This is a genomic window from Gemmatimonadota bacterium (assembly GCA_039715185.1).
Lineage (GTDB): Bacteria > Gemmatimonadota > Gemmatimonadetes > Longimicrobiales > RSA9 > DATHRK01.
The window spans coordinates 1-10,947 of the sequence record JBDLIA010000103.1 but is presented as its reverse complement, the minus strand read 5'-3'; the positions used below and the strand labels follow the sequence as shown (position 1 = coordinate 10,947).

The window sequence follows — 10,947 nt, the reverse complement described above, 5'->3', positions numbered from 1 at the left end:
CCGCTCCCACCCCCGGCGGATCCGGCCGCCACGCCGCTGGACGTACTGGTGCGCGACTTCCCTGAGCTGCTGGCGCCGCTGCGCGCCGCCGGGGTGGATCCGGCGGCGCTGGGTGTCCTCGCCTTGCGGGACGCGGCCGACGCCGCGGGGCTGGACGCAGCCGATGTCGTGCGGCTGGTCGGCGAACGCACCGCGTGGCGGCGCGCGTGAACTCGCCCGTCACGCTGCTGACCGACTTCGGCACGAGGGACGGCTACGTCGCCGCGATGAAGGGCGTCATCGCCACCATCGCCCCCGGCGCGCAGCTCATCGACGCCGGTCACGACATACAGCCGGGCGACATAGCGGGTGCCGCCTGGGCGCTGCGGCGCTACTGGGCGCTGTTTCCACCGGGTGCGGTCCACCTGGCGGTGGTGGATCCGGGCGTGGGCACGGACCGTCGGGCAATCGCCGCTCGGGTGGCAGGGCGCTACTTCGTGGCGCCAGACAACGGCCTCCTCAGTTGGGTGCTCGGGGAGACCGATCTGGAGGCCGCCGTGTCGCTCGACAGGGCGCGTTTTCGCCGACCCGAGGTCGCCCCCACCTTCCACGGCAGGGACATCTTCGCCCCCGCCGCGGCTCACCTCGCGGCCGGCGTGCCGCTTTCCGAGCTGGGTTCACCGCTGATCCACCCGGTGCGCCTGGACCTCCCCCGGGCGATCCACCGCGGCAACGAAGTCGAGGGCCGCGTGGTGCAGGTAGACCGGTTCGGCAACCTGATCACCGACGTACCTGGGGAGTGGGTGCGGGGCCTGCTCGAGGCGGGGCCGGTGCGGACCCTGGTCGGCCGCGCGGAGGCGGGCACGATCCGCACGACGTACGGGGACGCGGACTCCGGCGAGACTCTGGCGCTGATCGGGTCGGACGATACGGTGGAGGTGGCCGTACGCGATGGGCGCGCGGCGGACAAGCTGAAGGTGGGGCTGGGAACGCCGGTCATCGTGCGACAGGCGTCCGCGCCGCAGGAGTAGAGCGAACTCAGTGGCTGCGGGCCGGGGCGCCCACCCAGCGCACGTTGACCGAGGCCAGCGCGGCGTCCAGCCGGATCGTCAGCTTGTCGGCCGCCGAATCCCAGTTCTCGGACACGTAGGAGTCGTTCTCCTTGACCATGCGCGCGGCGTCGAAGGTGGCCAGCAGCGACTCCCGATCGATCCGCACGCCCAGGTTGGAGGGCAGGATCAGGTTCAGCTGCGCCAGCCCGATGTCGATGTCCACCGCGGACGTGCGCGCCCACTCGCCGGTGAAGTCCAGGGTGATCTCGCCCACCCCTCCAGCCACCTCGATCTCGTCGGCGTTGGCGTTGCCGAGCCCGATGACCCTCAGCTCGGCCGCGCCGCCCTTTATCGCCAGCTTCGACGCTCGCTCGGGATTGGGGCTCGAGAACCGGACTTCCGTCGACGACGCGCCCGTGCTGATGTTGGCGCGCCTTATGGGCAGTCCGCCGAGTTCTATGTTGCCCCGGCCGGCGCCGAAGCCGAGGTCCAGGATCAGCGGGGTCTCGCGCCCGAGCGCCAGCTCGAGCGAGCCGGCCTCGCCGCCGCGGCGCGCCTCGAATCCTCCCTCGCCGTCGACGCGTACGACGAGCTTGTTTCTGCGGTAGCGCACGTCCGGCACGAACAGGTCCGGGTCGTAGCGCATCGAGGCGCGGTACAGCGTTCCGTCCTCGGCCGGCTCGATGCGGAGCTCTCCCGCGAGGTACTTGACCTCGACCACGAGCTCCTCCTCGCCGCCGAACTCGCGGAAGCTCTTGAACGTGCGCCAGTCCTGCGCGGCGAGCTCGCCGGCTCCCGCGCCGAGCACCAGCGCCAGCAGGGCGATCCCGCCTGCCCGGCCCTGTCTCACGCCGCGGGTACTACACATCGAAGGACTCCACCACCGGTTCGGCGTCGTTGTCGGCCTCGGCGGGCTCGGCCTTGGCGCGCTGGGTCTTGGAGCCATCCGGCTGCACGGAACCCGCGCGCGTGGTGAGCACGGCGCCGAAGCCGATGGTGGCCGCCAGCCAGATGGCGACTACGCCCAGGAAGTGAAGCAGCGCCACGAGCGGGCCCAGGAATCCGACCATGCGGACCGCGTGGCCTGCGAGAGGCAGCACCAGCAGCGCCCCCACGCCGGTCATCACGTAGTAGTAGGAGTTGGCGCGCTGGAACCATTCGCCGCCCCGGAAACGCCGCTCCGCCAGCATCTCGCCGACGCCGTGCGCCACGCCCAGGAAGCCGAGAATGGCGGCCAGCATGACCACGATCGGGAATCCGGGCAGCCACAGCAGCAGCGCCGGGATGCCGACGATGGACACGGCCAGCACCAGGCACCCGATCACGAACGCGGGCAGCAGCAGGAAGCCGCCCGCGAAGCCCACCGCCCACGAACGCACGGGCTGGTTGCGGGCGGCGTCGGCGATCGTCTCCAGGTACGGGCGTCCGCCGAAGTACACGATGGCCCAGCCGATGCCGATCAGCAGGGCGTACTTGAGCAGGGTCGCCAGGATGCCGGCGATGCCGCGTCGGACGCTGTGGAACGGGCCGCGGTAGCTGCGCGCCCAATCTTGGGCCTGGCGATTCTCGGCGCGGAGCCGCTCGCGGGTGCCCTCCAGGTCCTCGACCGCGAGCTCCAACTCCTGGAGGCGGACGTTCAGCCGCACCACGCTGTCGCCGGCGCCGTCCAGCACCTCGATGGCGGGCCGGGTACCGTAGGCCTCGGCCCCCGCCGCGCCCGACAGGAAATCCTCGAGCGCGTCGTCGAACGCCTGCTCCACGCCTTCGCCCGTGGGCTCCCAGGCGATGATCTGCTGCGCGACCTCGCCGGCGGGGCCGTCCAGGCCGCGCAACAGCGCGCGCCAGGAGCGGTCCAGCGCGCCGCCCTCGTCGTAGGTGCCGATGCGCCGGCCGTCGACCCACACGCGCTCCTCGCCCAGCGCGAACGCGATCTCGCGGCCGCCGGCGAACTCCAGCGTGAGCTCGGCTTCGTCGCTGTCCAGGTCGGTGGAATACGCCACCAGGCGCCGGGCGGTCTGGTCCGCGACCTCGTTGAGCGCGGCGGCGACGTCCTCGGTTGCGTCCTGCGCGGACTGGGCGACGGCCGTCTCGACCGCCTCGATGGCGTCGTCGACGGCGTCTTCCACCGTATCCTGCGCGCTGAGCCCGGTCGCGGCGAACGCGAGCGTGGCCCAGCCGAGGATCAGGGCGGCGAAGCGCAGGCGACTCGTACGCTCGGCGTTGTCCAGAGTGCGCACCGCTGCGCGCTTAGAAGCTGTAGGATACATGTTGCCGTTCTCTCGTCGGCGGTCTGATCAAATTGGAGTAGAGAACCCAGGCCGATGTGATGGCCAGCACCGCGAATCCCGCCGCGGCGAAGCCCAATTGACTCGGATCGATGGCCGCGATACCTCGCCCGAAGGCGCCGGCCCAACTGCCCAGGCGCGTCGCCGCCAGGGTCTCCACGACCCAGGACGCGCCGCCCGTAACCCCCGCCCCGACCCGCTGGGTGGCGAAGATCCAAAGCGCCTGCACCGAGACGTCCGGCTGCGCGATCAACCACGCGACCGCGGCTCCGACCGTCACCACCGGCAGTCCGCTCAAGGCGGCGGCCAGCGACCAGCGCGTGCGCTTGCCCGGCAAAAGCCGGCGCACCCGATCCGCGAGCGCGGTCCGGGCGGGCACGACTTCCGGAACCGGAGCGACCTGCACGCTCGCCATTACCCGGTCCGCGAAGTCGGCGCTGGGCGCCAACTGCGGCAGCTCTGCGAGGGCCGCGAACAGCACCCGGAACTGCTCGACCTCGGCGGCGCAGCGCTCGCACGTCTCAACGTGCGAAGCGACCGTCGCGCGGTCGGCCTCCGGGAGGCTGCTCTCGGCTAGCGCCTCGAGCCGTGCCGGTTCTGGATGTAGCATGTCTTCGCTCATGGTTCTCTGTTCCCGTTGCCGGGTTCGCGTTCTCTACGGTCCCGGACGTCGTTTGGTTTCACCCGCGTCGGCCGCGCCAAGGCTTCCCTCCGTCACCCCTGTATCGTCCATTCTAGCCGGGCCCGCAACTCCTTGCGAGCCCGGTGGATATAGGTCTTCACGGTGCCAAGCGGCACGTCCATGATCTCCGCGATCTCTTCGTACGGGCGATCCTCCATGTGCCACAGAATGATCGCGGTCCGGTACTCCGGCCTCAGCTCGGACAGCGCCTCTTCCAGTCCCGCCCCCAGCTCCAGCCGTTCGACGTACTCCTCCGGGCTCTCGTCGCGCGCCACGGCCGTGGGGCTCCAGCCTTCGGACGCCTCCGCCACCGAACGGGCGTGCGGAGATCCGTCCAGCGAGACCGTATCCAGGCCTCGTTTGCGCAGCGAATCGATCGCGGTGTTGTTGGCGATCTTGAAGATCCAGGAACTGAACTTGTAGGACGAATCGTACCGATCGATGGCGTTCAGGACCTTGATGAAGGTCTCCTGCGCGAGGTCCTCGGCGGCTTCCCGGTCGCGTACCAGGCGATAGATGAGGGAGAATACGGGCCGCTCGTAGCGCGAGATCAATTCGCGATACGCGCGCTCGTGGCCCTCGGCGGCCTGCGCGACGACGTCCTGATCAGACAGCGCGGTGAAGTCCACTCGTATCGCGGCGATACCGGTTCGGGGGCCGTTCGACGCCCCCGGGAGCGCAGCTCTGTCTGGCGAACGCCCGCGGGCTCTGGCTCTACGCGCGCCCGGGTAGACCGGTTTCCCCCTGAGCCCGGTCGCACTCCCCTTTTTTTCAACGACCTGCTAGTGTAGGCGCCGCAAGCCGGTGCCGCGCGCTGAACTGGCGCCGCCGGCCACCGGTTGCCTCGACGCTAACCCAAGGCATGACAGGACGCTACCCTGACCCCGGCGGGAACGGCACTTGACGTCGCCCGCCGCTTCTCCCGGCGCGCCCGCGCCCGAAGGCGCCGAAAAGGCCGGCGCGGTGCGTCGCATGTTCTCCGATATCGCGCCCCGCTACGACCTGCTGAACCACCTGCTGAGCCTCAACGTGGACCGGCTCTGGCGCAGGGCCGCGGCGGCCGAGCTGACCTCGGGAACGCCCCGCCGGCGCGTGCTCGACTCGTGCGCCGGCACGCTGGACCTGTCCCTGGCGATCGCGCGCGCTCAGGGCGGCGTGGGGACGGTAGTGGCCGCCGACTTCGCCGTGCCGATGCTGGAGCTGGGGCGGGCCAAGATAGGCGACGCGGCGGTGACGGAGGTGGCCGCCGATGGGCTTCGCCTGCCCTTCGCCGATGCCACCTTCGACGGGGCCAGCGTGGCTTTCGGCGTCCGCAACCTGGCCGACGCCGCGGCCGGGCTGCGAGAGCTGCACCGGGTGCTCGATACCGGTGGGCGGCTCGTCGTGCTGGAGTTTTCCTCGCCGTCCTTCGCGCCGCTGGCGGCCGCGTATCGGTTCTACTTCCACAGCGTCCTGCCGCGCATCGGCCGGATGCTTTCGCGGCACGAGGACGCGTACACGTACCTGCCGGCGTCCGTCGACGAGTTTCCCGCGCCCGAGGCGTTCGCGGCGATGATGCGCGGCGCGCGGTTCGACAGGGTGCGCTGGCGCCGCCTCTCGGGCGGCATCGTGACCCTCCACGTGGGGGAGAAGGACCCGCCCCGGGGCGCGCGCCCCGGCCGGGCATCCGCCAACGGGTCGCCCGAGCGGCGACCCGCCAATCCGGAGGTGGACGCATGATGAAGGACTTCAAGGAGTTCGTGGCGCGCGGCAACGTCGTGGACATGGCCGTCGGCATCGCCGTGGGCGCCGCGTTCGGCGCCATCGCCAAGTCGCTGGTGGACGACGTGGTCATGCCCGTCGTAGGGCTCGCGCTGTCCGACGTGGAGTTCGCCAACCTGTTCTACGTCATGAGCCCGGGGGACCCCGCCGGGCCCTACGGCACGCTGGAGGCGGCGAAGGAAGCCGGCGCCGTCACGATCAACTACGGCCTGTTCATCAACTCGATCATCACCTTCGCGATCATCGCGTTCGCGATCTTCATGATGGTGCGCGCGATCAACAGGGCGCGGCGCGAGGACGAGGCGCCCGCGGCCGAGCCCACCGAGAAGGACTGCCCGTTCTGCGCGACGGGGATTCCGATCGGCGCGACGCGGTGCCCGCACTGCACGTCCCAACTCCAGGCCGCGGGCTAGCGGTCGATGTCATCCTCCGAAGCCTCTCCGGCCGCCGTCCGCTGCCGCGGCCTCGTCAAGCGATACGGCGAGGTGCTGGCCGTGGACGGACTGGATCTGGACGTATCGGTCGGGGAGTGCTTCGGACTGCTGGGGCCCAACGGCGCCGGCAAGACCACCACCGTGGAGGTGCTGGAGGGGCTCCTGGAGCCGGACGCCGGTGACATCCGAATCCTGGGGAAGGGGTGGGGAGAGGACGAGCGCTCTCTGCGGCGCTCGATCGGGATACAGCTCCAGGAGACGCGGCTCCCGGAGAAGCTCACGGTAGCCGAAACGGTGCGTCTGTTCCGCAGCTTCTACGCGGAGGGCGCGACGGTGGACGAGGTGATCGAGCGGGTGCAGCTCCAGGAGAAGCGCGACACTTGGGTCCGGCGGCTGTCGGGGGGTCAGCAGCAGCGGCTGGCGGTGGCGTGCGCGCTGGTGGGCGCGCCGCGGATCCTGTTCCTGGACGAGCCCACCACGGGCCTGGATCCGCAGAGCCGGCGCTCGATGTGGGACCTGGTGGAGGACTTCCGCGCCGCCGGCGGTACCATCGTGCTGACCACCCACTACATGGAGGAGGCGGCGCGGCTTTGCGACCGGCTGGCGATCATCGACCACGGCCGCGTGATCGCCCAGGGCACGCCGCGGGAGCTCGTGGATTCGCTGGGCGCCGACCAGGTGGTGGAGTTCACGGTGGCGGCCGGGAGCGCTCCCCCCGAAGCGGAGCTCGCCGCCTTGCCGGGCGTCTCGCGCGTGCTGGGGGACGGGGAGCGCTGGGCGCTGACGGTGCGGGGCGTGCACGTGACCGTGCCCGCGCTGCTCTCCCGCCTGGAGCGCGACGGCACGCCGCTCACCAGCCTCGCCACCCACGACGCCACGCTCGAGGACGTATTCGTGCACCTCACCGGCCGGAGCCTGCGCGATGAGTAGCTCGCTCCTCCAGCTCACGCTGACCCGCCTGCGCGAATTCGTGCGCGAGCCCGAGGCCGTCTTCTGGACCTTCGTCTTCCCCATCGTGCTGGCGCTGCTGCTGGGTTTCGCCTTCTCCAGCCGCGGCGAGCCGACCGTCAGGGTGGGCGTGCTCGAGGGCCCGGGCGCGGGCGCGCTGACCGCGGCGCTCGGTGACGTGTCGGGTATCGAGGTCGAGCTGCTGGGAGACGAGGAGTCGGTGGCAGCGCTCCGGCGCGGTCGCGTGGCGCTCGTGGTCGTCCCGGGCGACGACGGCGTGACGTATCGCCAGGATCCGACCGCGCCCGGCGCCCGCGAGGCGCGCCTGTTGGTGGACGACGCGTTGCAGCGAGGAGCCGGGCGCGCCGATCCGGTGCTCACGCGGCTCGAGCCCGTGGCAGAACGCGGCTCGCGCTACATCGACTTCCTCATCCCCGGCCTGATCGGCCTGAACCTGCTCAGCACCGGGCTCTGGGGAGTGGGCTATACCGTCGTGCGCATGCGGTCGGGCCAGCTCCTCAAGCGCTACATGGCCACGCCCATGCGCCGCTGGGAGTTCATGGCGTCGTTCCTGCTCGGCAGGTTGCTCTTCCTGGCGGTTGAGATAGCCGCCATCCTGGCGTTCGCCTGGCTCGTGTTCGACGTGACGGTGCGCGGAAGCGTGGCCCTCGTCGCCCTGCTGGGTGTGCTCGGCGCCTTCGTATTCACGTCGTTCGGGCTGCTGGTGGCGAGCCGCGCCCGCACCACCGAAGGGATCGCCGGCATCATGAATCTGGTGGCGGTGCCCATGTGGATTCTGTCGGGTGTGTTCTTCAGCTACGAGCGTTTTCCGGAGTGGTCGCACGCCTTCATCCGCGCGTTGCCGCTGACCCCCCTGGTGGACGGCCTGCGCGCGGTGATCAACGAGGGCGCGACGTTCATCGACACGGCGCCCGCGATCGGCGCGCTCGGCGCGTGGGGGCTGGCCGCGTACGGCACGGCGCTCGCCATCTTTCGCTGGCGCTGACACCGCCGGGAACGCCATGCCGACGTTCGGAATCATCAGCGACACGCATGGGCGGCTGCCCGCGCGCGTATTCGATGTCTTCGCGCGGGTCGACCTCATCCTGCACGCCGGCGACATCGGCGACCCGGACCTGCTGGCTGACCTCGCGGCGCTGGCGCCCGTTACCGCTGTCTACGGCAACATGGACGGAGCCGAGTGGCGCGCGCGGGTCGAAGCGGAGGCGGTGGTGCGCGAAGCCGGCGCGACGATCGTCCTGCTCCACGGGCACCTGCTGGCGGATCAGCGAGCGAGCACGTTTCGCGACGCCTACCCGGACGCCGACGTGGTGGTGCACGGACACACGCACGAGGCGCGCATCGAGCGGCACGCGGTGCCCTGGGTCCTCAATCCGGGCTCGGCCGGCGCGCCGCGGCGCGGCGAGCCGCCCAGCGTCGCGATCCTGCGGGTCGAGGACGGCTCGCTGGACGCCCGCATCGTACCCCTTTGAAACCCGCGGGCTCGGGCCTCGTAGAGTAGGGCGAAGCGAGATTTCGACCCCCGCAGTCGGGGAGCGCGATACATGGTCGCGAGGCGCTGGACGCCGCGGCCGGCCGAAGGAGAGATGGACATGGCAATGAGGGCCGTCACAATCGGAGGCGCCGGGATCCTGGCGATCATCGGACTCAAGATCGTCATGGGGTTGCTCGGCATGGTGATGGGGCTGATCAGCTTCCTGGTGTTCACGGTGTTGCCGCTCGCGCTGATCGGCTTCTTGGTGTACAAGGCGTTCGGCTGGTTCGGCAGCAACGGCTCCGCCGAGGAGGCGTCCTGAGCCTCCGCTGAACCGAGGCGAAAAGCGAAACGAGGGGGTCGGCCCGAGAGGCCGGCCCCCTCTTGCATCATCCCGCCACCGGTACGCCGCCGCCGGGAGCGCCGTTCGTGACCGATTGCCGCCGCCTCCGCGGTCGCAGCAGCTCGGCCCGTTCCTTCTCCTCCGGGTTCCGGTCGAACCAGCGCAGGACCAGCCTCAGCTCGGCCAGTCGCTCGGCGTCGAAGCTGTGCAGCGGAGGGAGGCGCCGGCGCGCGAGCCGGGCCACCGCGGCCCGCAGCCGCTCCTCCCCGGCCGCGTCCCGCGGCGCGGGCAGGTCCTCGGCGATCGTGCCGCGGACCAGCAGGTAGATCCGGTCCTCGCCGCCGTGGCCGGGTACGCGGTAGACGACCGACAGCTCCCTGCTTTCGCGCCGCAGCATGCGAAGCTGGTCGCGCAGCTTGCGCAGGCGTTCGGTGCGGTCGCGGAGCAGCGCGGCGTGCTCGAACATCGTGCGCCGCGCCGCGGTCTTCATGCGCTCCTCCAGGGCGGCCAGCGGGCCGTCCGAGCGCCCCTCCAGGAAGGCCCTCGCTTCGGCCACGTTGGCGGCGTAGTCGGCCTCGCCGCACCGGCGCGCGCAGGGCGCCAGGCAGCGGTTCAGCTCCGCGCGCACGCACTCCGGCTGCAGAGCGATCTGGAAAAGCTCCGCCTGGTCGCGGAAGCGCGTGGGCGTGGCCGGCGGGCAGTCCCGCAGCTTGAGCAGGTCCGCCAACTCGCGCGTCCCCGCCCGAACCGCCGCCCGGCCCCGCAGAGGGCCGTAGTAGGTGGCGCCGTCCGCCTCCACCCTGGTGGTGACGGTCAGGCGCGGCGCGGCGTCCGCGGTGACCTTCACGAAGGAGTACCCGGGGTCGCGCCGGTGCTGGACGTTGTGCGGCGGCTGCCGGCCGCGGATGAGGCGCATCTCCCTCAGCAGCGCCGCGAATTCGCTCGGCTGGGGCTCCCAGTCGATGCGTTCGGTGCGACGCAGGATCTCGGCGGCCTTCTCGCTCGTGCGGCTGCGGAAATAGGACAGCAGCCGGCTCCGCACGCGCACCGACTTGCCCACGTAGATCAGGGCCCCGTTGGCGTCGTACATGAAGTAGATGCCCGGCCGATTCTCGGCGCTGTCCCTCACCTGCGCGCGCAGGCGGCGCAGCCGGCGGCCCATGGGCGTGCCGGAAGCGGCGTCGGTCAGCAGCCGCGGCGCCTCCGGGTGCGGCGTCGTGATGCCGCGCACCCTCACCGCTGACATTCCGGGCAGTAGAACGCCGAGCGGTTGCTGAGGACGATCCGCTTGATGGGCGTGCCGCAGCGCGAGCACGGCTCGCCCTGGCGCCCGTACACGAGCAGCTTCTGCTGGAAGCCGCCCTCTTCTCCGCTGCCGTCGCGGTAGTCGCTGAGGGTGGTGCCGCGAGCCTTGATGGCCCTCCGCAGGACGTCCCGCAGCGCTCCGCGCAGCTTCTCCACATCGCGCTTCCGGAGCGTGCGCGCGCCGCGCCGCGGGCGCACGCCGGCCAGGAACAGCGCCTCGTTCGCGTAGATGTTGCCCACGCCCGCAACGAAGCGCTGGTCCAGCAGCCAGTTGCGGATGGGAGTGCGCGAGCGGCGCGTGAGAGACCACAGCAGGTCCGCCGTGAACCGGTCCGACAGCGGCTCAGCGCCCAGCGCGGCGTCCCGCTTGGCCCACGCGTCCGGCTCGAGCATCTCGATGCGGCCGAAGCGTCGCGTGTCGTCGAAGAGCAGGTCGGGGCCGTCCTCGAGCGCGAAGCGCGCGGCCACGTGCCGCATGTCGCCGGCGTTGGGGGCGTCCGTCGTGACGAGGCGTCCGGTCATGCCGAGGTTCACGAGCATGCGGCCGCCGTCGTCCAGCTCGAAAAGGACGTTCTTGCCGCGCCGGCCGATGCGTTTCAGGCGCCGGCCGCGCAGGCGCCGGCCGAGACCCGCGGGGTCGGTGCCGGAGAGGATGTCGGGGCG

At 71.3% G+C, this 10,947-nt stretch carries 13 protein-coding genes and 1 pseudogene; 8 read left to right on the top strand and 6 right to left on the bottom strand.

Translation table 11 applies throughout. The annotated features are described in order from the left end of the window. Positions 1-210: hypothetical protein (locus tag ABFS34_14345; GenBank protein MEN8376623.1), on the top strand; the 210-nt coding region annotated here is incomplete at its 5' end. After that, complete coding sequence (locus ABFS34_14340) at positions 207-1,010, top strand: SAM-dependent chlorinase/fluorinase (protein ID MEN8376622.1); 804 nt, start codon at positions 207-209, stop codon at positions 1,008-1,010. The genes ABFS34_14345 and ABFS34_14340, both read left to right, overlap by 4 nt. A gap of 7 nt (positions 1,011-1,017) precedes the next feature. Here the strand turns inward: ABFS34_14340 and ABFS34_14335 are convergent, their stop codons facing one another. The 4 genes from ABFS34_14335 to ABFS34_14320 form a co-directional block, all read right to left on the bottom strand. Then, on the bottom strand, positions 1,018-1,899 hold the full coding sequence (locus tag ABFS34_14335) for a hypothetical protein (GenBank protein MEN8376621.1): 882 nt from the start codon (positions 1,897-1,899) through the stop codon (positions 1,018-1,020). Then, a complete protein-coding gene (locus tag ABFS34_14330) occupies positions 1,892-3,268 on the bottom strand; it encodes a hypothetical protein (GenBank protein MEN8376620.1) in 1,377 nt (458 codons plus the stop codon). The genes ABFS34_14335 and ABFS34_14330 overlap by 8 nt, the downstream gene beginning before the upstream one ends. A 10-nt stretch (positions 3,269-3,278) precedes the next feature. Continuing rightward, positions 3,279-3,938, bottom strand: coding sequence for a hypothetical protein (locus ABFS34_14325; protein MEN8376619.1), 660 nt, complete (start codon positions 3,936-3,938; stop codon positions 3,279-3,281). A 92-nt stretch (positions 3,939-4,030) separates the two neighbouring features. Further along, positions 4,031-4,627: a sigma-70 family RNA polymerase sigma factor gene (locus ABFS34_14320; GenBank protein ID MEN8376618.1), complete on the bottom strand. Its 597-nt coding sequence runs from the start codon at positions 4,625-4,627 to the stop codon at positions 4,031-4,033. Positions 4,628-4,898: 271 nt separating this feature from the next. Between ABFS34_14320 and ABFS34_14315 the strand changes: the two are divergent. The 6 genes and pseudogenes from ABFS34_14315 to ABFS34_14290 all read left to right on the top strand — a co-directional run bounded on the left by ABFS34_14315 (position 4,899) and on the right by ABFS34_14290 (position 8,958). Continuing rightward, positions 4,899-5,630, top strand: a pseudogene (locus ABFS34_14315) (class I SAM-dependent methyltransferase). An 83-nt stretch (positions 5,631-5,713) separates the two neighbouring features. Then, positions 5,714-6,172, top strand: a complete 459-nt coding sequence (mscL, locus tag ABFS34_14310) for a large conductance mechanosensitive channel protein MscL (GenBank protein MEN8376617.1) — start codon at positions 5,714-5,716, stop codon at positions 6,170-6,172. A gap of 6 nt (positions 6,173-6,178) precedes the next feature. Next, positions 6,179-7,123, top strand: a complete 945-nt coding sequence (locus ABFS34_14305) for an ABC transporter ATP-binding protein (GenBank protein ID MEN8376616.1) — start codon at positions 6,179-6,181, stop codon at positions 7,121-7,123. Further along, positions 7,116-8,147 carry an ABC transporter permease gene (locus ABFS34_14300; GenBank protein MEN8376615.1) on the top strand — a complete coding sequence of 344 codons (1,032 nt, stop codon included), beginning with the start codon at positions 7,116-7,118 and terminating at the stop codon, positions 8,145-8,147. The genes ABFS34_14305 and ABFS34_14300 overlap by 8 nt, the downstream gene beginning before the upstream one ends. A 16-nt stretch (positions 8,148-8,163) precedes the next feature. Further along, positions 8,164-8,634, top strand: a complete 471-nt coding sequence (locus ABFS34_14295; GenBank protein MEN8376614.1) for a metallophosphoesterase family protein — start codon at positions 8,164-8,166, stop codon at positions 8,632-8,634. A 126-nt stretch (positions 8,635-8,760) separates the two neighbouring features. Next, complete coding sequence (locus tag ABFS34_14290) at positions 8,761-8,958, top strand: hypothetical protein (protein MEN8376613.1); 198 nt, start codon at positions 8,761-8,763, stop codon at positions 8,956-8,958. A 67-nt stretch (positions 8,959-9,025) separates the two neighbouring features. On the opposite strand, the gene ABFS34_14285 is transcribed toward ABFS34_14290, so the two are convergent. Next, positions 9,026-10,216, bottom strand: a complete 1,191-nt coding sequence (locus ABFS34_14285) for a GIY-YIG nuclease family protein (protein MEN8376612.1) — start codon at positions 10,214-10,216, stop codon at positions 9,026-9,028. Beyond that, a partial coding sequence (gene mutM, locus ABFS34_14280; GenBank protein ID MEN8376611.1) for a DNA-formamidopyrimidine glycosylase occupies positions 10,213-10,947 on the bottom strand: 735 nt, incomplete at its 5' end. The genes ABFS34_14285 and mutM, both read right to left, overlap by 4 nt.

What these genes read in the sequence shown, in the direction of transcription:
- ABFS34_14295 (MEN8376614.1), top strand. Translation starts at nt 8,164, where the DNA reads ATGCCGACGTTCGGAATCATCAGCGACACGCATGGGCGGCTGCCCGCG.
- ABFS34_14325 (MEN8376619.1), bottom strand. Translation starts at nt 3,938, where the DNA reads ATGAGCGAAGACATGCTACATCCAGAACCGGCACGGCTCGAGGCGCTA.
- mscL (MEN8376617.1), top strand. Translation starts at nt 5,714, where the DNA reads ATGATGAAGGACTTCAAGGAGTTCGTGGCGCGCGGCAACGTCGTGGAC.
- ABFS34_14300 (MEN8376615.1), top strand. Translation starts at nt 7,116, where the DNA reads ATGAGTAGCTCGCTCCTCCAGCTCACGCTGACCCGCCTGCGCGAATTC.
- ABFS34_14290 (MEN8376613.1), top strand. Translation starts at nt 8,761, where the DNA reads ATGAGGGCCGTCACAATCGGAGGCGCCGGGATCCTGGCGATCATCGGA.
- ABFS34_14305 (MEN8376616.1), top strand. Translation starts at nt 6,179, where the DNA reads ATGTCATCCTCCGAAGCCTCTCCGGCCGCCGTCCGCTGCCGCGGCCTC.
- ABFS34_14335 (MEN8376621.1), bottom strand. Translation starts at nt 1,899, where the DNA reads ATGTGTAGTACCCGCGGCGTGAGACAGGGCCGGGCAGGCGGGATCGCC.